At 36.5% G+C, this 20,883-nt stretch carries 18 protein-coding genes and 1 pseudogene; 14 read left to right on the forward strand and 5 right to left on the reverse strand.

The window, feature by feature from the left end; translation table 11 throughout:
• Positions 1-51: 51 nt before the first annotated feature.
• Positions 52-246, forward strand: a complete 195-nt coding sequence (locus tag C1724_RS20120) for a hypothetical protein (protein WP_102348560.1) — start codon at positions 52-54, stop codon at positions 244-246.
• Positions 247-395: 149 nt separating this feature from the next.
• Positions 396-1,856, forward strand: coding sequence for a stalk domain-containing protein (locus C1724_RS20125; protein WP_102348561.1), 1,461 nt, complete (start codon positions 396-398; stop codon positions 1,854-1,856).
• A gap of 59 nt (positions 1,857-1,915) precedes the next feature.
• On the opposite strand, the gene C1724_RS20130 is transcribed toward C1724_RS20125, so the two are convergent.
• A complete protein-coding gene (locus tag C1724_RS20130; protein ID WP_102348562.1) occupies positions 1,916-2,161 on the reverse strand; it encodes a hypothetical protein in 246 nt (81 codons plus the stop codon).
• 169 nt (positions 2,162-2,330) lie between these two features.
• Between C1724_RS20130 and C1724_RS20135 the strand changes: the two genes are divergently transcribed.
• On the forward strand, positions 2,331-2,960 hold the full coding sequence (locus C1724_RS20135) for a LysE family transporter (protein ID WP_102348563.1): 630 nt from the start codon (positions 2,331-2,333) through the stop codon (positions 2,958-2,960).
• A gap of 2 nt (positions 2,961-2,962) precedes the next feature.
• Here the strand turns inward: C1724_RS20135 and C1724_RS20140 are convergent, their stop codons facing one another.
• The gene (locus C1724_RS20140) at positions 2,963-4,312 is read right to left on the reverse strand and encodes an amino acid permease (protein WP_180994365.1); all 1,350 of its coding nucleotides are present in this window, start codon (positions 4,310-4,312) and stop codon (positions 2,963-2,965) included.
• A 169-nt stretch (positions 4,313-4,481) separates the two neighbouring features.
• Between C1724_RS20140 and C1724_RS20145 the strand changes: the two genes are divergently transcribed.
• From C1724_RS20145 to C1724_RS25785, 6 genes are all read left to right on the forward strand, one after another.
• Positions 4,482-5,828 carry an MATE family efflux transporter gene (locus C1724_RS20145; protein ID WP_102348565.1) on the forward strand — a complete coding sequence of 449 codons (1,347 nt, stop codon included), beginning with the start codon at positions 4,482-4,484 and terminating at the stop codon, positions 5,826-5,828.
• 268 nt (positions 5,829-6,096) lie between these two features.
• On the forward strand, positions 6,097-7,239 hold the full coding sequence (locus tag C1724_RS20150; RefSeq protein WP_102348566.1) for an acyl-CoA dehydrogenase: 1,143 nt from the start codon (positions 6,097-6,099) through the stop codon (positions 7,237-7,239).
• Positions 7,240-7,305: 66 nt separating this feature from the next.
• A complete protein-coding gene (locus C1724_RS20155; RefSeq protein WP_102348567.1) occupies positions 7,306-8,643 on the forward strand; it encodes an acetyl-CoA carboxylase biotin carboxylase subunit in 1,338 nt (445 codons plus the stop codon).
• A 22-nt stretch (positions 8,644-8,665) separates the two neighbouring features.
• A complete protein-coding gene (locus C1724_RS20160; protein ID WP_102348568.1) occupies positions 8,666-8,887 on the forward strand; it encodes an acetyl-CoA carboxylase biotin carboxyl carrier protein subunit in 222 nt (73 codons plus the stop codon).
• An 84-nt stretch (positions 8,888-8,971) separates the two neighbouring features.
• Entirely contained in the window at positions 8,972-10,519 is a 1,548-nt protein-coding gene (locus tag C1724_RS20165) for an acyl-CoA carboxylase subunit beta (protein ID WP_374703477.1), read from the forward strand.
• Between the two features lie 481 nt (positions 10,520-11,000).
• Entirely contained in the window at positions 11,001-11,177 is a 177-nt protein-coding gene (locus C1724_RS25785; RefSeq protein ID WP_180994366.1) for a hypothetical protein, read from the forward strand.
• 18 nt (positions 11,178-11,195) lie between these two features.
• On the opposite strand, the gene C1724_RS20170 is transcribed toward C1724_RS25785, so the two are convergent.
• Positions 11,196-13,172 carry an AMP-binding protein gene (locus tag C1724_RS20170; protein WP_102348570.1) on the reverse strand — a complete coding sequence of 659 codons (1,977 nt, stop codon included), beginning with the start codon at positions 13,170-13,172 and terminating at the stop codon, positions 11,196-11,198.
• Between the two features lie 201 nt (positions 13,173-13,373).
• On the opposite strand from C1724_RS20170, the pseudogene C1724_RS20175 reads away from it, so the two are divergent.
• Positions 13,374-14,649: pseudogene (locus C1724_RS20175) on the forward strand (SulP family inorganic anion transporter).
• 15 nt (positions 14,650-14,664) lie between these two features.
• Positions 14,665-15,084, forward strand: coding sequence for a universal stress protein (locus C1724_RS20180; protein ID WP_102348571.1), 420 nt, complete (start codon positions 14,665-14,667; stop codon positions 15,082-15,084).
• Between the two features lie 28 nt (positions 15,085-15,112).
• On the opposite strand, the gene C1724_RS20185 is transcribed toward C1724_RS20180, so the two are convergent.
• Complete coding sequence (locus C1724_RS20185) at positions 15,113-16,183, reverse strand: D-alanyl-D-alanine carboxypeptidase family protein (protein ID WP_102348572.1); 1,071 nt, start codon at positions 16,181-16,183, stop codon at positions 15,113-15,115.
• A 290-nt stretch (positions 16,184-16,473) separates the two neighbouring features.
• On the opposite strand from C1724_RS20185, the gene C1724_RS20190 reads away from it, so the two are divergent.
• On the forward strand, positions 16,474-17,949 hold the full coding sequence (locus tag C1724_RS20190; RefSeq protein ID WP_102348573.1) for a SulP family inorganic anion transporter: 1,476 nt from the start codon (positions 16,474-16,476) through the stop codon (positions 17,947-17,949).
• 130 nt (positions 17,950-18,079) lie between these two features.
• Here C1724_RS20190 and C1724_RS20195 read toward each other — a convergent pair whose 3' ends face one another.
• Complete coding sequence (locus C1724_RS20195; RefSeq protein ID WP_258000476.1) at positions 18,080-19,411, reverse strand: purine/pyrimidine permease; 1,332 nt, start codon at positions 19,409-19,411, stop codon at positions 18,080-18,082.
• A 220-nt stretch (positions 19,412-19,631) separates the two neighbouring features.
• On the opposite strand from C1724_RS20195, the gene C1724_RS20200 reads away from it, so the two are divergent.
• Positions 19,632-20,087: a hypothetical protein gene (locus C1724_RS20200; RefSeq protein WP_102348574.1), complete on the forward strand. Its 456-nt coding sequence runs from the start codon at positions 19,632-19,634 to the stop codon at positions 20,085-20,087.
• Positions 20,088-20,289: 202 nt separating this feature from the next.
• Positions 20,290-20,865 (forward strand): TetR/AcrR family transcriptional regulator, encoded by a 576-nt coding sequence (locus C1724_RS20205; protein ID WP_180994367.1) that lies wholly within the window; start codon positions 20,290-20,292, stop codon positions 20,863-20,865.
• Positions 20,866-20,883 lie beyond the last annotated feature (18 nt).

Below are 20,883 nucleotides of genomic sequence, written 5' to 3' on the forward strand. Positions count from 1 at the left end.
ATGTGATATCAATTTGCTAGCATGTACTATCATTTATAAGGAGACCAGATTATGGCTGAACACGAACGAATCCAATTAAATCTTAGAGTCACAAAAGAGACTTCACAAAGACTAGATGAAATCGTAACTTATTATGAGCAAAACACTAAATTTGGGAGAGTTTATAAAGCAGATGTATTAACCGATATTATCGAAAAAGCCTATGCTGCAATGCTCAAGCAAAATTCTTTTAAAAAACAATTCTAAAATTATTACATAACCATTATCTAGTAGAAGGAAGTATTGTCATAATGACTGCTTCCTTTTTTATATTTAAAGGAAAACAAAGAAATGTGTCGAATTAAAGGAGTGGTAAAGATGTAATTTTAAAATTTAGAAGAAAGTGGGGAATAGATATGCATAGATATTCTAAACAACTTGCCTTACTATTACTAATAATGAGTTTAATAGTTTTGGTCAATGTAGAAAAAGGATACGCAGCTGAAAAAGTTAATTTTTCATATATTTATTCAATTTCAAAGAATGAATATATAAAACATGTTGATCGCGCTAATAATAGCATTAACATTGTATCACCTAATTACTTTGATTTATCTAAGACTGGCGATCTTATTATTACTGCAAATTTTGACGGTAATTTCATTAAAGAGATGCATAACCGTAATATTAAAGTCGTACCTTTTTTAAGTAATCATTGGGATAAAGAATCCGGATTGAATGCGTTGAAAAATGCGGATGTATTATCTACTAAAATAGTCGAACAAGTACATAAAAATAATTTAGATGGGGTTAATATTGATATTGAAGGTTTGTCACATACTGAACGGGACGCTTTTACAGAATTCATTAAAACCTTAAAGAGCAAAATGCCTGTCGGTAAAGAGTTGTCTGTTGCAGTCGCTGCTAATCCTAAAGAGTCTAAAATAGGTTGGAACGGAAGTTATGACTACAATGCACTCGCTAAATATGCTGATTATTTGATTATTATGGCCTATGACGAAAGCTATCGTGGCAGTAAAACTCCTGGTCCAGTAGCAAGCAGTGAGTTTATTGAAAAATCGATTCAGTACGCATTAAAGGAAAATGTACCAAGTAATAAAATTGTATTAGGAATTCCTTTTTACGGAAGAATGTGGAAAAGTGACGATGTTATAGCTGGTAGTGGATTTTTAGGTGAAAGTGTTTGGATGTCAAAATCAGCCGCACTTTTAAATCAATTTGGCGGAAGGTCAGAGTATGTGCCAGAAAAAGCAAGCATGGTTGCTAAATTTACGATTTCAGAAACAGATTCACCATTTAAATTATTTAGTTGGAAAGATCCATTAACACCTGGGGATTATGAACTTTGGTTCGATAATGATCAAACTCTCCAAAAGAAATTAACATATGTAAATCAATATAATCTAAAAGGAACAGCTAATTGGAGTTTAGGTCAGGAATCAACCTCGATTTGGACTGCATATAAAACATGGCTTAATCCTACAGTGGCTGTAAGTAATCCTACAGATATAGAAGTTTATATTAATGGTGAGCATCAAGTGTTTGACCAAGTACCTATCATTCAATCTGGTTCAACTTTAGTACCAATGCGTGGGATTTTTGAAGCACTTGGGGCTGTGGTAAACTGGGATGCTGAAACGGGAGAAATTACAGCAAGAACAAGTCATGCTTCTATTTGGCTTAAGGCTAATTCAAAGAATACCACAGTAAATGGTGTATCAAAAGAGATTGACGTACCCGCGCAAATAATCGCTGGAAGAACTTTAGTTCCGTTACGCTTTGTAGGTGAGGCACTTGGTGCAACTGTTACATGGGTAGCAGAGACTAGAGATGTATTAATTGATAAAGCACTGTAAATTGGGGATACGATTAGGTATCCCTTTTTTTATGTTCTGAAAACAAGTTATTTTAGTTCTCATTGTAACGCACGTGCTGTTTCTTGAAGATGTCTAAATAGCTCTTTTGCATGTAGAAAATTTGAACGCTGCTCCTCTGATATGGTTTCAATGTCTACTCCAGTTATCATTTGTTGGGCAAGCTGTAACTGTTGTTGGGCTATTTGAAAATGTTGTAAATCTTCATTACTTTGTGCATGCAGTAGAGCATCATGGGCTTTTTGTACGCAATGTACAACATCATTGACTTGAGTAGTTGTTTTCATAATAAATATATTACCTCCCTATAAACCTGTGAAATATGCAAATATCAATTATTAATGTTTTTCGCGACTTTTTTTAAAATTCCAAGTAGAGGTTGTACAACGTAGACAACCTGAATATGAATGGATAGATGAGTTGTTTTTGAAAAAGTCGTGAAAAGGGGATTTACCTATGAATGTGTTTATTAGCTATATTTTATTGGGCTTATCGTTAGCAGCACCAATTGGGCCCATTAATGCAGCACAATTGGATAAAGGAATTAAATATGGATTTCTTCATGCATGGCTAGTTGGTGTAGGGGCCGTTGTAGCCGATGCCATCTATATGCTAATCGTATATTTAGGTGTTGTACAGTTTATCTCAACACCATTTATGAAAACATTTCTTTGGCTGTTTGGAAGCTTTGTCCTTTTATATTCCGGAATTGAAAGTATATATGGTGCAAATAAAATAAATTTAGTGAATAATCGTCGCGAAGACGAATCCAAACTTAAAACTTTCTTCTCTGGTTTTTTTATGTCCTTAACCAATCCATTATCGATTTTATTTTGGTTAGGAATTTATGGTTCAGTGTTAGCGCAAACAACAGTTACATACGGGCCAAGTAAACTAATTTTGTATAGTTCTGCAATATTTATAGGTCTACTTATTTGGGATATAGCGATGGCTAGTGCTGCAAGTGTTTTTCGACGATTCTTAACAAATCGCGGTTTAACAATGGTTTCACTGTTATCGGGTGTTTGTCTTATTTTATTTGGCATTTATTTCGGTTACCAAGCCTTTAAGCTGTTAATAAGCTGATCTTAAACCGGTTCTGGTTCAAATAAACTACTTCTTTCTGTTTCTTTATTCTTTTTACTCTTCTTTTGCTTAACAAAAGAAATAAGACCTATTAATAAAACAAAGCTAAGGCTTATAAAGAATCCTGGTCTTGTTGTATCTTCCAATATTGTTCCTGTAACTGCAGCTAGTATTAAAATCATGCCTACTGCTTGTTTGATTCTGCCCAAGCTGGTTAGTTTTATAATTCTACCAACGGATGCCAAGATAAAAAGCCAATTGTACAGTAGCATAAGTCCCGCTGCTGTAGTGATATATTCATAAATTTTTCCTGGTAGGACTAGAGCCGTTACAATGGAAGCAATTAATCCGATAATGATTAATAATAAAGCGAAGGTGGGTACTTTTAATATTCCTTTTTTTGCAAATATAGCTGGTGCATCATGATCTTCAGCCAATGTCACTAGTATAGTTGTGATCGCATACAATGCAGCTGCCATTGTTGAAAATCCTGCAATTATTAATGCAGCATTGAATACATGGGGTACAAACGCTATGTTGAATTGATCTAGTGCAAATATAAATGGACTTTCATCAGATGTAAACTTGCGCCATGGAGTTAGTGTTAGCGCTAGTCCAACAGCAAGTAAGTATATGATGGTTAAAAGTAATAGCATAACTTTACCGGCTTTAGGAGCTTCTTTTGGGTTTTTTAATCGACTTGCCATTAAACCCATTACCTCGATACCACCGAATGCATAAAAGGCATAAATCAATCCTGACCATAACCCCATAATGCCAACAGGGATTAATGCATTCATAGTTGTGGGTACATTAGGATCGGGTTGCCGGCCAAGCACACCAAATAACCCTAATGACGCAATAACTATAAACATTATGATGGCAGCAATTTTAATTATGGCAAATAAATTCTCTACGCGATTCAAGCCTTCTACGCCAATAAGCAACACGATAAGTGCGAGAATAGCATAAGCTGTTGCTAATACCCATAAAGGGACGTCAGGAAACCAGAACCGAGTAAAAATAGATAATGCCGTTAATTGGCTCCCCATAATTAATAGTTCGGAGGACCAATAAATCCATCCGCTGGTAAAACCAGCCCATGGTCCAAATGCTTTTTTTGCATAGGTTCGAAATGCACCTTTTTGAGGATCAGTGGATGTCATTCTTGCGAGCGCATCAAATACAAAATAAGTTCCTAATGCGGCAACGAGAAAAGCAAGTAATACAGCAGGACCACTGATTCTAATTCCAATACTTGTTCCTAAGAAGAAACCGGTTCCAATTGTAGCGCCAACTCCAAACAGTGATAATTGCCACCACTTCATATCGCTTTTAGTCTTTTCCGACATGTTACCCCTCCTTATATCTAGTTTATTTTTAGGAATTTTAAAGGTATTTATTCGTTTTCATTTAGAAACAAATGAATCTGAGCCATATTAATACCTAAGATTGGAAAATATTGATACAATGTAGCTTATTAGGTTTGTTCACAGTTACCAAGAAAGAAAAGGGATATATATGAAACAACAAGATTTTACGAACGGAAATATATTCAAACAGTTGATTTTATTTTCCGGTCCTATACTATTCACAAATTTATTGCAGGTCTCTTATCAGTTCATCGATAGCCTATGGATTGGTAATTTGTTGGGTGCAAACGCTATTGGTGCGGCGGCAGTAGCAAGTACGATTATTTTTACGATTTTGTCGTTTGTAATTGGAATCAATACAGCAACATTAACAATATTATCGCAACAAAAGGGCAGGGACGATGAGAAAGGAATTAGCAATTATTTAAATGCTTTTGTAATCATCCTATTAACGCTTGCTTTATTGCTTGGTGCTTTAGGGTTTCTTATTTCTGAAACTATACTTGTGTGGCTCGGAACTCCACTAGAGATGATTCCTCAAGCTACAAGTTATTTGCAAATTAATTTTATAGGAATTATTTTTTTATTTGGTTATAACTTTATTGGAACTGTTTTGCGCTCACTTGGTGATAGTAAAACCCCTTTGCGTTTTGTCCTTTTATCAGTGGTCTTAAATGCAATTCTAGATCCAATTTTTATTTCAACTCTAAATTTAGGAATTGATGGTGCTGCATACGCAACTATTCTTTCACAAGGCTTTGCTTTTCTGTATGGCATCAGCTATGTATTACGAAACAAACTAGTGCCATTTTCAATGCCGTATAAGCCAGGAAAACATGAAGTGTTGTTAATTTTAAAGTTAGGAATTCCAGCAGGATTACAAATGATGGTGATTTCCGCAGGAATGTTAGCTATTATGAGTGTAGTGACATCATTTGGAGAACATATTGTTGCAGGTTTTGGTGCGGCACAACGAATTGATAGTGTTATAATGTTGCCGGCTATGGCGCTGGGTACTGCTGTTAATAGCATGGCAGGTCAAAATATTGGCGCGAACCAATGGGACCGTGTCTACAAAATAGCGTATTTTGGTGTTATTTTTAATTTGTCTATTATGCTATTTATTGCTATATTGATTGTGCTTTTTGCTCGCTATGGAATACAACTATTTATTCAAGACCCTGAGGCTGTAGAATTTGGTACGACATATTTGCAAATTGTAGCATTTTTTTATCCCTTCCTAGGTATTAATTTTATATTAAATGGCATTGTTCGCTCATCAGGTGCAATGTTCCAAGTCCTTATTCTGAATATTGTCTCCTTTTGGATTTTACGATATCCGCTTACTTATATTTTTGCAAAAATACTTGGAGATAAAGGAATTCCCTATGGAATGGGTGTAAGTTTTATCATTAGCAGCATCATTGCATTTTTGTATTTTAAATTCGGCATGTGGGGAAAGAAACAATTATTTAAGGATGCCGATGATGCTTAATAATTCGTAGTTCACTATTTTGAACTGTCTGATAGGAAAGATGTCACTGTAATTAAACTACACTTTCTATTAGACAGTTTCTTTTTGATTCTCTGAATCATATTGTAAAATGCGATTCATAAAATATAGAACGAACGATATTTATTATGTTGTTCTTTATGAACAGTTTTTTTTATTGCGTGGGTTAACTCTGGTTAAACACATATTTACTATCAAAGAATCGGGCTAAATTCGTTAGTGCATGATTTAAAGATTGGAGGACAATCAGATGAATTTTGAACTAACAAAAGAGCAACAAATGATTCGTGACATGGTGCGCGCATTTGCTGAGAAAGAAGTAAAGCCTAAAGCGGATCATGTCGATCGAACAGCAGAATTTCCTTTAGACACATTTGTACAAATGGGGCAATTAGGTCTGTTAGGGATTCCTTTTCCAGAAAAGTATGGTGGCTCGGGAGGAGATACTTTATCATATGCAATTGCTGTTGAAGAAATCGGAAAGGCATGTGGAAGCACTGGACTAAGTTACGCAGCTGCTGTTTCATTAGGTGCTAGTCCGATTTTTTATTTTGGAACTGAACAGCAGAAACAAACATATCTCGTACCATTAGCGAAAGGTGAAACACTTGCATCCTTTGGATTAACTGAGCCAAATGCAGGCTCTGATGCAGGGGGCACTAGGACAAAGGCTGTACTTGATGGGGATGAGTATGTTATCAATGGTGAAAAATGCTGGATAACAAATGCAGGTTATGCCAAAACGGTTACTGTAACAGCGGTGACAGGTAAAGATTCACGTGGAAAAAATATAATATCAGCATTGATAGTCCCAACTAATTCTAATGGATTTAAGATTACAAGTCCTTACGAAAAAATGGGTGTCCGTGGTTCAAATACGTCAGAACTAATACTTGAAGATGTACGTGTACCGAAGGAAAATGTTTTGGGAGATCCAACAGGTGGCTTTAAACAATTTTTGTATACATTAGATGGTGGAAGAATATCAATTGGAGCATTAGCTGTTGGAATTGCGCAAGCAGCTTATGAAAAGGCATTGAGCTATGCAAAGGAACGGACGCAATTTGGTCAATCTATAGCTAAATTCCAAGCAATTCAATTTAAATTAGCAGATATGGCAATGGAAATTGAGCTAGCTAGAAATATGGTTTATAAAGCTGCATGGTTAAAGGATAACGGAAAACCCTTTACAAAGGAAGCTGCTTTTGCAAAATTATTCGCGTCTGAAGCAGGGTTTCGTGCATGTAATCAAGCTATCCAAATTCATGGCGGTTATGGATATATGCGAGAATATGAAGTAGAGCGATATCTTCGAGATATGAAATTAATGGAAATTGGGGAGGGTACTTCTGAAATACAACGTTTAATCATTGCAAGGCAAATTGGATGCTAATTGCGTTTAAAGGTAGAAGAGTCAGTGGTAAAGCGAACTGTTAACGCAATGAAAGGTGGGCTCTGTTTGTTTTCAAAAATTTTAATTGCAAATAGGGGTGAAATTGCAGCGCGTATTATCCGTACATGCAAAAAAATGGGGATTGAAACAGTTGCAGTTTATTCAGAGGCTGATAAAGATGCACCATACGTTTCCTTTGCTGATGAAAGTTATTGTATTGGAGGTCCCCGTGTTCATGAAAGTTATTTACAAGCTGAGAAAATAATAGATATTGCCAAAAGAACCGGTTCGGAAGCAATACATCCAGGATATGGATTATTAAGTGAAAATGCTGGCTTTGCCAAGCGTTGTAAGGACGCAGGAGTTACATTTATAGGCCCATCTCCTGACGTTATTGAGCAGATGGGAGAAAAAGTAAAAGCAAGAACTGTTATGAAGGGGGCGGGTGTTCCGATTGTACCTGGTTCGGAACAAGCAGTAACAACTGTTGAAGAAGCAGAAGTGCTTGCTGCGAAAATTGGTTATCCGGTCATGCTCAAAGCAGTTGCAGGTGGCGGTGGAATTGGTATGCAAGTTGTGAATGCACAAGTTGAGTTAGCTAAAGTGTTTGAAGGAAATCAAAAACGTGCTCAAATGTTTTTTGGAAACGGCGAGATGTATATTGAAAAATTGATCAAAAACCCACGTCATATTGAAATACAAGTACTAGCAGATGCACATGGTAATACTATTACCCTAGGTGAACGGGAATGTTCAATTCAAAGAAGACATCAAAAAATTATCGAAGAAGCCCCATCTCATTTTTTAGATGATAAAACTCGACAAGCCATGTGTGAAACAGTTGTTACCGCAGCAAAGGCTATTCATTATATAAATGCTGGTACTGTAGAATTTTTAATTGATGATAATATGAATTTTTACTTTTTGGAAATGAATACTCGTCTTCAAGTTGAACACCCTGTGACCGAAGAGGTGACCAGGCTCGATCTTGTTGAGGAACAAATCCGCATAGCTGCCAATGAAAAATTAAGGTGGACGCAGCAAGAAATTCAACTCTTAGGGCATGCAATTGAGGTGAGAATTTATGCCGAAGATCCGGTTACCTTTTTACCATCACCAGGTAAAATTACTTCACTTAATCTTCCAAGCGGTAAACAAATTAGGCATGAATTAGCTATACAATGCGAATCTGTTGTAACTCCCTTCTATGATCCAATGATTGCAAAATTAATTGTAACAGCTACTTCCCGTGACGATGCAATTTCTTCACTAATTAAGGCATTGCAAAATTACGAGATAACAGGAATAAAAACAAATATCCCATTGCTCCTGAAAGTCATTGGGCATCCAGAATTTAAAGCAGGAAATACAACAACCCAATTTCTAGGGAAGTATATTAACTAAGCTCAAAGGAGGAGTGTAAGAAGTGACTATAATAAATTCAAATATGGCAGGTAATGTGTGGAAAGTGCTTGTTAAAAAAGGTGATATGATAACTGAAGGCCAGGACGTTGTGATTCTTGAATCAATGAAAATGGAAATTCCGATTCCAACTGAAGTTACTGGAATAGTAAAAGAAGTGAAGGTAAGCGAAGGAGATTTTGTTAATGATGGTGATGAGCTAGTGGTAATTGAAAAAAATAGTTAAAAGAACTAAAAGGACTGTTTTCAGATAAATGAATTATTAACCGTAGAACGATGATTGATAACGAGATTACAAAGGGGAATGAAGATGACAAAAGATAAAGAGCATTATTCTGACCTCCAATTTCAACAACAAATAGACAAGATTCTATCAGGTGGAGCAGAAGTCTATCATCGAAAAAACGCTGAAAAAGGGAAATTATTTGTCCGTGATCGACTAAAACTATTATTAGATGAAGGCGTGAAAATTGAAGAGGCGTTTTTTGCGAATTGTCTAGCTGATGATCTTCCAGCTGATGGTGTTGTAACTGGAATTGGCAAAATCAATGGTCGAACAGTGTGTGTAATGGCCAACGATTCAACGGTTAAAGCAGGATCATGGGGAGCACGGACAGTTGAAAAAATTATTCGCATTCAAGAAACAGCGGAAAAATTAAAAGTACCTATGCTATATCTCGTTGATTCAGCAGGAGCGCGAATTACGGACCAAGTTGAAATGTTTCCAGGCAGGCGCGGCGCAGGACGAATTTTTTATAACCAAGTTAAATTATCAGGGAAAGTGCCACAAATTTGCTTATTATTTGGACCATCTGCTGCAGGCGGGGCCTATATACCTGCTTTCTGTGATATTGTTGTGATGGTGGACGGCAATGCATCGATGTATTTAGGGTCACCCCGTATGGCTGAAATGGTAATTGGCGAAAAGGTAACTTTAGAAGAAATGGGTGGAGCTAGCATGCATTGCTCCGTTTCAGGCTGTGGCGATGTACTTGTTAAAACTGAGCAAGAATCGATTCAATTTGCTCGTAATTATTTATCCTACTTTCCGCAAAATTACCAAGAAAAACCACCAAACATTGAAAGAAAATCCCCGAAACAGTTTGATAAGTCAATAGCTGAAGTCATTCCTCAAAATCAAAATGCACCTTTTAATATGTACGAATTAATTGAAAGACTCGTAGATGAAGATTCTTTTTGTGAAATAAAAAAACGATTTGCTCCGGAATTGATAACGGGCATTGCTAGACTTGAGGGTCAACCGGTTGGAATTATTGCGAATCAACCGCGTGTGAAAGGCGGAGTTCTATTTCATGATTCTGCTGATAAAGCAGCAAAATTTATTACTCTTTGTGATGCATTTCATCTTCCGCTACTGTTTTTAGCTGATGTACCTGGTTTTATGATAGGAACAAAAGTAGAGCGTGCAGGGATTATACGTCATGGTGCAAAAATGATTGCAGCCATGAGCGAAGCTACTGTACCAAAAATTTCAGTTATCGTAAGAAAAGCTTATGGTGCAGGATTATATGCAATGGCTGGGCCGGCGTTTGAGCCAGATTGTTGTATCGCGCTACCATCCGCTCAAATAGCTGTAATGGGTCCAGAAGCTGCGGTGAATGCAGTATATGCAAATAAAATTGCTTCATTGCCAGAAAATGAACGTCTTGCGTTTATTCAAGAAAAGCGAGAAGAATATAAACAAGATATTGATATTTATCGTTTAGCTTCGGAAATGGTAATCGATAGTATTGTTGAACCCGATAGTTTACGTGATGAATTGATATCGCGTTTCGATGCATATTCATCGAAATATCAAGTATTTACCGATCGAAAACATGGGGTATATCCTGTTTAGGGGATCTTGTAGAAGGTGGGTGGCTATGGAAGTAACACCCAAGAGTTGAGGTTTCCTCTTGTGTGTTTTATTTTTTCGAATAGAAAGATCAATTGATAAAGCTTCTTTATCGGGTGAATGAAGAGGAAACGGAGACTAAAAACGAATGGCAAACCTCTACATCAAGGGTATGAAGAGGAAACCGAGTCTGAAAACCAAGGTTAAACCTCTTCATTATAGGGTATGAAGAGGAAACGAGTTTGAAAACGAATGGCAAACCTCTTCAACATGCCGATGAAGAGGAAACTGAGTCTGAAAACCAAGGTTAAACCTCTTCATCAAGGGTATGAAGAGGAAACCGAGTCTGAAACCGAATGGCAAACCTCTTCATCATGCCGATGAAGAGGAAACTGAGTATGAAAACCAAGGTTAAACCTCTTCATCATGACGATGAAGAGGAAACCGAGACTGAAAACCAAGGTTAAACCTCTTCATCAAGGGTATGAAGAGGAAACGGAGACTGAAACCGAATGGCAAACCTCTTCATCATGCCGATGAAGAGGAAACATATTATGAAAACCAAGGCCAATCCTCTTCATCGGATCGATCAAGGCACCCCAATCGAAATCAAGATGGAATCACTCATAAAGAACGCGAATCTAAATATCGCTTCGGATAATCATATCAAACAAGCATGTTACCTTTTAAAATATTCTCCGCCTACCTCCCTGATTTCCTCAACAGTTTGCGGATTTTCTAATGAAGATAAATCTCCGGCATCTTTGTTTAAGAAAGCAGCTTTTATTGCACGTCGCATAACTTTTGCATTTCTCGTTTTAGGCAAATCAGCTACAAAAAATATCTCTTTAGGTTTTAAGGCTTTACCTAGCTTTTTACTAACTAGGTTCATTAACTCCTGTTTAAGAGCAGAACCATCAACGCTTTTATTTTTTAGAACTACAAAGCAAATGGCAATTTCACCTTTAACGTTATCGGGGATACCAATTGTTGCTGTCTCAACAACATTTTCGTGTTCAACTAATATTGATTCTAATTCGGTAGGACCTAGGCGTTTACCAGCCACATTTAGAACATCATCTGAACGCCCCGTAATCGTCCAGTAACCAATGTCATCTTTTATGACCCAATCACCATGAACCCAAATATTGGGCCAGCGATTCCAATAGGAGTGTACATAACGCTCAGGTTCTTTCCAAAATCCATTCGTCATACCAACCCAGGGCTTCTTAAGTACAAGCTCACCCACACAATTAGAAATGGATGACCCATGCTCGTCATAGACATCTGCAGCCATCCCCGGAATTGGAGAATTAAACGTTATTGGTGCAATCGGCTTAATTAAAACATTTCCCAAAATTCCTCCGGATATCTCAGTGCCACCCGAATAATTGCAAATTGGAATCCGCTTTTGACCAATTTTTTCATAGAGCCATAACCATGGTTCAGGATTCCAGGGTTCACCCGTTGAACCAATTACCCGCAGCTTAGATAGATCATTGCGTGCCGCCCATTTATCACCGAATTTCATTAACGACCGGATAATAGTTGGTGAAAGTCCTAAATGTGTCACGTTATGTTTACTTGTTACATTCCAGATTCTGTCAGGACTCGGGAAGTCGGGTGTTCCTTCAAAAATTAAAATACTTGCACCATTTATTAACCCACCGAATACAAGAAAAGGTCCCATCATCCAGCCCATATCTGTATACCAAAAAAGTGTATCACCTTGCTTTACATCCATTATGATGCCAGCATCAAATGCGGCTTTAATTGGAAACCCTGTGTGGGTGTGAACAGCACCTTTTGGCTTACCTGTTGTACCTGATGTGTAAATAAGCATAAGTTCTTCATTACTATTTAATCTGACAGTTTTAACAGGATTTCCTGATGTAATGATGGTTTCACCACGTTTTTTAATACTATCCCATTCTATATCTTTAGTTTTATTCCAATTGATATCGTTATTTAATCGTTTGATAACAACTACTTTTTCAATTGAAGGAGATAACTGTACTGCTCGATCTGCTTCCTCTTTCATGTTGATCCTTTTGCCGCGACGCAAAAATCCATCGGCAGTAATTAGTGCTTTTGCTTTAGCGGCCTTTATTCGTGCTGCAACGGCCTCAGCGCCATAGCCAGAAAAGGCAGGAGAAAAAATTGCTCCGAGTTTTGCGATAGCGAGCATTGCAATCACCGTTTCGGGGATCATCGGCATATAAATCGCAACGATGTCACCTTTCCGTATACCAAGGTCATATAATCCATTGCTTACGAAATTTATTTCTTCCTGCAATTGAGAATATGAATAGGTTCTTACCTTTTCATCATCACTTTCCCAAATGAGTGCCTGCCGGTCTTTGGTTAAAGAAGAGGAAGCCCATTTTTCAACCGCATTGTGCAACACATTTGATTCACTGCCTTCAAACCAAATCGGCCATTTCAAACCCTTAGAGAGATTAACGGTGTTAGCATAAGGCTTATACCATTGAATATCTAATGCCTTTACCGCTTCATCCCAAAACCACGAAATATCTGTTATAGAGTTTTGATAAAATTGCTCATAATTTTTATAACCTAACTTTTTCATCCATTGATACAATCGAGTACTTTCAATAAAATCACTTTCAGGAAACCAAACACATTCGTTCCTCATGACAGCCTCCTCTGAACTCTATAATTTTATCTAGGGACCCTTTTCAATAACTAATTAATACATTATATGCACAAATAATAGATGTAATTTTGAATATAGTGCAAAGAACTTCTTTGCTAAGCTAGAAATATTTCCATCGGATATAGTCCATCGAAACGTTAAAAATAATAAATAACAACTTGTATATAAGAAGTATTATTTATGCAAACACAAACATGGAAAGCGGCGTGGTTCGGAAATATTAAAGCTGATATTCTGTCGGGGGTTGTCGTAGCACTAGCACTCATTCCTGAGGCGATTGCTTTTTCAATTATTGCTGGAGTCGATCAAATGGTGGGATTATATGCGTCATTTGTAATAGCTGTCACAATTGCATTTGTTGGTGGCCGTCCTGGCATGATTTCAGCTGCTACTGGAGCAATGGCGTTATTAATGATTGATTTAGTTGCAGATTATGGTATTGAATACTTATTAGTTGCTACTATACTAACAGGTATTTTACAAGTATTATTTGGCGTATCCAAATTAGCAAGATTCATGAAATTCATTAGTCGCCTAAATTGTAATAACAGCCTTTGCTTTATTAATTGATAGTCCTGTACGAAGGGTAGGCGATTTGGGCACAATTATAAGTGAATTTCCAACTTTTATAATTCCAGCAGTTCCTTTAAATTTCGAAACTTTAGCGATAATCTTTCCTTATTCTTTAGGATTAGCAGTAGTAGGATTAGTAGAAACACTGTTAACGGCCATATGAGCTAACAGCTACAGGTAGTGATAAAAACAAAGAATCTAAGGGACAAGGAATTGCAAATATTGTAGCTGGATTTTTTGGTGGCATGGCTTGCTGCGCAATGATCGGTCAATCAGTCATAAACGTAAAATCCGGTGGGCGAGGAAGATTATCCATTTTAGTTGCAGGAATCGTACTAATAATACTCATAGTTTTTTTGGGGGATATTGTTGCTAGAATACCTATGGCTGCACTAGTGGGTGTGATGTTTATGGTTTCAATAGGGACTTTTGATTGGAATTCGATCAGGACGCTACGCATTGTACCGGTGTCTGATAATATTGTAATGATTGTTACTGTTGTAACTGTTCTTTTAACACATAATTTAGCAATAGGTGTCTTTACTGGAATTCTTTTAAGTGCAATTTTTTTTGTTTCAAAAATATCTAAAGTAGATGTAAAAAAGGAAGTAAGAACCAATTCAGTAATTTATGAAATAAAAGGTGAACTATTTTTTGCCTCTGTCACAGAATTGTTAGAAAGCTTTGATTATGAAACAAGCGATAGGACCAACGTTATTATAGGTTTAGGTGAAGCCCATCTTTGGGATGATTCAGCAGTAGAGGCTTTGGACAAAATTATGGTAAAATTTGAAGAACAAGGAAAGAATGTCGAATTAACCGGATAAATAAATCAAGCTCAAAACTTTTAGAGAAATTGAGCAGAAAGCTAAGTACACATTAATTTGGGGGTGAATAGATGTACAAAAAGATTTTATTAGCTTCCGATGGCTCTGAGCACTCACTTAGGGCTGCAAACCAGGCAATCGAACTTGCAAAATGCAATCCAGAGTCAGTAGTAGTAGTCGCTTATGTGGTTGATAGTTCAAAAGCGAAATCAGAAGTACTTCAAAATTGGAATAATTTAGGGGTAACGGACACTCGAAAAGAAAAAATAACAAAAACTGAGGAAAAGGCAAAAGAAGCGGGAATTACGTACGAAATCAAATTTCTTCGTGGGGAACCAGGTCCAGCACTTGTGGACTTTGTAAATGGAAATCACTTTGATTTAGTTGTTGTCGGCAGCAGAGGGCTGAATAGTCTCCAGGAAATGGTATTAGGTAGTGTAAGCCATAAAATCGCCAAGCGAGCCCAATGTCCGGTATTAATCGTAAAATAATGCATCTAATAATGCTCCCAGCAACTGTTTAGTTGCGATGGGAGCTATTTTTATATAGAAGTGGAATTTCGCCTATTTGTTTATCTTTTAAATAAACCAATAGCTTTCCGACCATTAATGGTGTTCCTGTAATGGACCATCTAATCGGATCCGGTCGAACTAATTGAATTTGAATTGAAACATCTTTCTGTTCAGCATCTGTTAACGGATAAAGAAAACGGCGATCCGTATCTACTAAATTTTCATAAAATGCATTGTTTAAATTTTCAAGTGTACCTTTTTCAACTATTTCATATAAATGATAGTTCTTGAAACTGCGTTCAAACATCGAAATGTGATCATTCCAATCATTTCGATCATTAAGCGTAACAGCTATTAATGAAAGATCCCCTTTTTTTGCAGTTGAAACTAATGTTCGTTTCGCTCTTATCGTATAACCTGTTTTTCCGCCAGTAGAATATTTATACATATTCAGAAGTTTGTTTTTATTGCGCCAAGTCACTTTGACACCCGTACTTGGTAAGGTAGCTTTATACAATTTAGTTGATGATATTTTTCGATATGTTTTATTTTCCTGGGCATATCTCGTTAACAATGCCATATCATAAGCCGTCGAATAATGGTGCTCATGGTCATCTAGGCCGTGGGGATTAGCAAATACGGTTTTCTCCATTCCAATAGCTTTCGCTTTTTTGTTCATAAGTTTTACAAAACTATCTAGACTACCACTTACATGTTCCGCAATAGCAACTGCAGCATCATTACCGGAACGTAGCATTAATCCATAAACAAGATCTTTAAGCTCCACTTTATCACCAGGTCTTAGATAAAGTGAAGAGCCTTCTGTATTTGCAGCTCTGTTACTTACTGTTACTATTTCGTCCATTTTACCTGATTCAATTGCCAGAATAGCTGTCATGATCTTTGTTATACTTGCAATTCTCATTTGTGTATGGGCGTTTTTTTCATATAATACTCTTCCAGATTCTTGTTCCATAACAATTGCGCCATGTGCTGATATAGCAAAGCTTTTATGAGGGAATAAAGCAAACAAAAGAAGTATAACGAGGGAACAGTATAGAAACTTAACCCTTTTCATAAAATCCCCTTTCTACGTTTTGTACTTTTTTACTTTTAGTTAAAAGGAATTTTATTATACGCAAAATCTCAAACAATAAATAAACTTATATAAGTTGTGTCGATTTTGTGAAAACCAAAGAAAACAAGAGATATACAGAGAAATATTTTAAAAAGTATAGATGACATACGCTTACATTAAGATTTACTGGTTTACTAGTCTGTGCTAAGATGCACTTATTCACAACGGACTCGACTTTCATGAGAGTTGAAAGTCAAAAAAATATAAAATTCTAAGGAAGAGGTGCAGTTTTGAGAGATTTACAGACAATTAAACAAGAATGGTTTGGCAATGTTAGAGGAGATATTCTTGCCGGAATCGTTGTAGCGTTAGCTTTAATTCCTGAAGCGATCGCATTTTCAATCATTGCCGGGGTTGATCCGATGGTTGGACTTTATGCTGCTTTTTGTATCGCTACTGTGACAGCATTTGTAGGTGGACGTCCTGCGATGATTTCAGGTGCGACAGGCGCGATGGCATTATTAATGGGTTCATTAGTTGCTGATCATGGCATTCAGTATTTATTCGCAGCAACCATCTTAACGGGGATTATTCAAATTTTATTTGGTGTATTTAAATTAGCACGCTTTATGAAATTTATTCCACGCTCTGTTATGATTGGCTTTGTAAATGCATTAGCAATTTTAATCTTTTTGGCTCAGTTGCCGAACTTCGTTGGAGAAAGTTGGGTAATGTATGCTATGGTTGCAGGTACGATAGCTATTATGTATATCCTGCCTCGATTTACAAATGCTGTCCCTTCCGCCTTAGTTGCAATAATCGTTGTTACGGTCATTGCAATTTTAACAGGTAGTACAGTTCGCACCGTTGGTGATATGGGAGAACTTACACAAGCACTTCCATTTTTCGCGATCCCAACGGTTCCTTTTAATTTTGAAACATTATCGATCATCTTCCCATACGCTATTGCATTAGCGATGGTTGGATTATTAGAGTCATTATTAACTGCTTCTATTGTGGATGATATGACAGATACAACTAGTAATAAAAACCAAGAATCTCGCGGCCAAGGGATTGCCAATATCATAACTGGATTTTTCGGAGGTATGGCTGGATGTGCGATGATTGGTCAAGCCGTGATCAATGTTAAATCTGGAGCAAGAGGCCGTTTATCATCTTTCGTTGCAGGTACGTTTTTAATGTTTCTAATTTTAGTACTAGGTAATGTAGTTGTTATGATCCCTATGGCAGCGCTAGTAGGTGTTATGATCGTCGTTTCGATTAGTACATTTGATTGGTCATCATTAAAAACATTAAATAAAGTACCGTTAACAGATACAATTGTAATGGTCGTAACCGTTGTGACCGTTGTTATCACACATGACTTATCAAAAGGCGTGTTTGCAGGTATTATCTTAAGTGCAATTTTCTTTGTTGCAAAAATATCTAAAGTGCAAGTTACTAGCACTCTCGATAAAATAAATAATAAGCGAGTTTATAAAGTACGTGGTCAAGTATTTTTTGCGTCTGTTACAGACCTAGTGAATAGCTTTGATCTAAAAGAAGATGTAACTACTGTTGAAATTGATTTCGCACAGGCACATGTATGGGATGATTCAGCTGTAGCTGCGATTGATAAGGTAGTACTTAAATTTAGAGAAAACGATACAAAAGTAAATATACTTGGACTAAACGAACCAAGTTCAAACCTAGTTGGAAGACTTGCTGTTCATAACAAACAGGGTGCAAAATTATCCAATCATTAACAATAATACAAAGAAATGCTGGGCGCTTTTGTGGTGTCCAGCTTTTCTTTGTTTTTCAAAATAAAAAAATAGCGGGAAACATGACTTAAATTGATAAGTCATGTTTTATGCTATTTTTTTTAGATTGGATTTATGATGATTTTCGAACCTTATTTTTGCTCTTTGCCGCATTCGATTTATCTTTCCTCCATAATTGCTCAATAAGAATAACTAAGCCTGTACCGACTAAGAGCCCGTTGCTCATCAAGTTTTGCGCAATGGACGGCAAATTCGCAAAAACCTCTGGTGGTAAGAACATCGTTCCCATACCAATTAAGTAAGTTACACCAACTATCGTTACCTTTCGTGAATCTAGAGTTGTTAGTGTTACATTCCTTATTGCCAGACCTACCAATTGTACAAAGGAAGCCATTAAGGCAGCATTGGCAATGGGTGAAGGAATACTAGAAATCAACGCAACAACAGGTGGAAAAAAAGTAAGAATGATTAATAAGGTTGCTGCAAAAATAAATGGATTTTTCCGCTTTTGTCCAGTTAATGCAATGAAACCCGCTGATGTTGCCAAAGGAACATTCGCAATAGCTGAAAAAATGCCCGCAAGACCAGTCCCAACTCCTGAAAAAGTCGTTCCCTGATTAACTTGCTTACGAAAATCTTCCTGTTTTAGCCCCAAGGTCTGGCTAACAGCTACAATGGAGGCAACCGCGTTAGAAATGACGATAATAGCTGTAATAAAAGCGACTGGAATAATACTTAGATTAAAGGATGGAATACCAAAAGCAAATAAATCAGGCACCGAAAATAGATTGGTATTAATACGATCACCCTGAACGCCGATAAGGATTTCGTAAAGAACCCAGCCGATTACAATTCCAATAAATACTGCATAACTACCCAACCATCCTTTAGCAAACGTAGAGAGTCCAAGAACAATAAAAAATGTTAAAAAAGCTAGCGCTGCATCTGGTACTTGGATGGTGCTTGAATCCCCTTGTAGACCCAGCATTCCATTTAAAAAAGTGCCACTCAATTGGACAGTTAATAAAAAGAAGAAGGTACCGGTTACTAAGGGTGTAAAAATTGGCAAGATCTTTTGGGAAATTTTAAAAACTCCAAACAAAATTAAAAAAAGTCCAGTCATGATCATCGTTGTTTGTAGCGAACTTAGTGTAGCAGTCAAGGATGTTCCGCTTTGTAAGCCCGTTATCGCCATAACCGAAAAGATACTAATCCAGATTCCTGCAGGTCCTTCCATGATGGGTAGTCGGTGGCCAAATAGTCCTTGCAGCAACGAAACAACACCGACGACAAAAAAGGTTCGTTGCATCAATCCTGATAGTTCTAGAAAATCCATTTCGTAAATAGCTCCGATTACAATTGGCAATGCTACAGAGCTAGCCAGCATAAACACAAACCATTGCATGGTTTCCATTGTTGTCGTTACAAAAGTATGCTTATTCAAAAGATAACTCTCCTAATAAATTAATTTTTACTCATTATGAGCGACGTTACTCATTTTATCATTTGTATTGCTTTTGGTTAACTAAAATACTTTATGGAAGGATAATATATGCGATAGTATGTGGGATGAATGATTTTTACTCTATAAATACTACACCTTCCATTAGAGTACCTAACACTTAAGTAAAATAGACTTGAATTATTCACTAGGAGGCTTATGGATGCTGATCCTTCAATCTGGTATTACAGGATTTCAACCAGCTCCGACAATTGAAGAGAATGTATTTAAGCAGATATGTTTCTCGTTGTTCGGTTCAAAATTAGTTAAGTATAGATATGAAGAGGATGAAACTAAGAATTTTTATGACTGTTTAATTTACTATAATGAACAAAAGTTTAACGTTCTCCTGAACATGCATTATCCTTTTATTGCTTTTGCTGAAAATCGTGGTGCATATCATTTTTCTTTTATCGATGATCCTAACCTGCGAAAAATGTTCGAAAGCTATTATACGGTATTAAGTAGTAATGAACTAAATGAACCTTTACATTTTTCTCAAAAAGGTAAAAAGATCATAATCAAAAATGATAACACTTTACACAAATATGAGTTGGAACAGATTATGTATTGGCAGCCTAAAACAGTAGGAGATATAGTATTTAACTTTTGGGATTAAAGGAGAATAAGTAAGGTTTTAGGACACTTGCTTCCGATTTTACTCATCAGTGCGATAAATCGAAACATATTTACATAGCAGAATCGCTTACATCAGAAAATAATATTTTCCTACAAACAGTAGAAATAGTCGACAACTTCTTTTTCAACATTTATTATATACATATGACTGACACCTCAGTCATATTAAAAGGAGTGAGTATGTGAAAAATACGGAGGAGTTACTGGTAGAATCGGCTTTATTAATTTTTTCAGAAAAAGGTTACCATAGTACAAGAATATCTGACATTGTAAAAAATGCAGGTGTATCTCAAGGGACGTATTATTTATATTTTAAAAATAAAGAGGATATCTTCATTAAATTAGTTGATCAATTTTTAGACCGCATTTTACATAGTCTTGAACAATTATCTAGCGAGTTAGAAGAGTATGATGATATTACTAGGTTAAAGAAACTGGTCTATCATGCATTTGATTTTTTTTATACAAATCGTAAATTTGCGGCGATTGCAATGGCACATCACAGTGAGACTCCGGCTATCCATGAAGTCTGTCAGAAACATGATGAAGCCATGGAGGCGTTTATTCGTAAAATTATTCGAACTGTTAAGCCATATAATGAGTTTAATGAAGAAGAATTGTCCATTGCGTCTAGTGCAATTTTTGCGATTTTTTCGCAACTAAATCATAAAAATTTCAATGAAAAAAACATAGATAAACGTCAAATCGATAGGTTATCTGAAGTTGTCATAAAAATGCTCGTTCATACTCATGCTTAAAACTACTAAAAGGGCGCA

This window comes from Bacillus sp. Marseille-P3661 (genome assembly GCF_900240995.1).
Taxonomy (GTDB): Bacteria; Bacillota; Bacilli; order Bacillales; family Bacillaceae_J; genus OESV01.

What these genes read in the sequence shown, in the direction of transcription:
- C1724_RS20140 (WP_180994365.1), bottom strand. Translation starts at nt 4,312, where the DNA reads ATGTCGGAAAAGACTAAAAGCGATATGAAGTGGTGGCAATTATCACTG.
- C1724_RS20180 (WP_102348571.1), top strand. Translation starts at nt 14,665, where the DNA reads ATGTACAAAAAGATTTTATTAGCTTCCGATGGCTCTGAGCACTCACTT.
- C1724_RS20150 (WP_102348566.1), top strand. Translation starts at nt 6,097, where the DNA reads ATGAATTTTGAACTAACAAAAGAGCAACAAATGATTCGTGACATGGTG.
- C1724_RS20165 (WP_374703477.1), top strand. Translation starts at nt 8,972, where the DNA reads ATGACAAAAGATAAAGAGCATTATTCTGACCTCCAATTTCAACAACAA.
- C1724_RS20135 (WP_102348563.1), top strand. Translation starts at nt 2,331, where the DNA reads ATGAATGTGTTTATTAGCTATATTTTATTGGGCTTATCGTTAGCAGCA.
- C1724_RS25785 (WP_180994366.1), top strand. Translation starts at nt 11,001, where the DNA reads ATGAAGAGGAAACGGAGACTGAAACCGAATGGCAAACCTCTTCATCAT.
- C1724_RS20125 (WP_102348561.1), top strand. Translation starts at nt 396, where the DNA reads ATGCATAGATATTCTAAACAACTTGCCTTACTATTACTAATAATGAGT.
- C1724_RS20145 (WP_102348565.1), top strand. Translation starts at nt 4,482, where the DNA reads ATGAAACAACAAGATTTTACGAACGGAAATATATTCAAACAGTTGATT.
- C1724_RS20130 (WP_102348562.1), bottom strand. Translation starts at nt 2,161, where the DNA reads ATGAAAACAACTACTCAAGTCAATGATGTTGTACATTGCGTACAAAAA.
- C1724_RS20200 (WP_102348574.1), top strand. Translation starts at nt 19,632, where the DNA reads ATGCTGATCCTTCAATCTGGTATTACAGGATTTCAACCAGCTCCGACA.
- C1724_RS20185 (WP_102348572.1), bottom strand. Translation starts at nt 16,183, where the DNA reads ATGAAAAGGGTTAAGTTTCTATACTGTTCCCTCGTTATACTTCTTTTG.
- C1724_RS20170 (WP_102348570.1), bottom strand. Translation starts at nt 13,172, where the DNA reads ATGAGGAACGAATGTGTTTGGTTTCCTGAAAGTGATTTTATTGAAAGT.
- C1724_RS20120 (WP_102348560.1), top strand. Translation starts at nt 52, where the DNA reads ATGGCTGAACACGAACGAATCCAATTAAATCTTAGAGTCACAAAAGAG.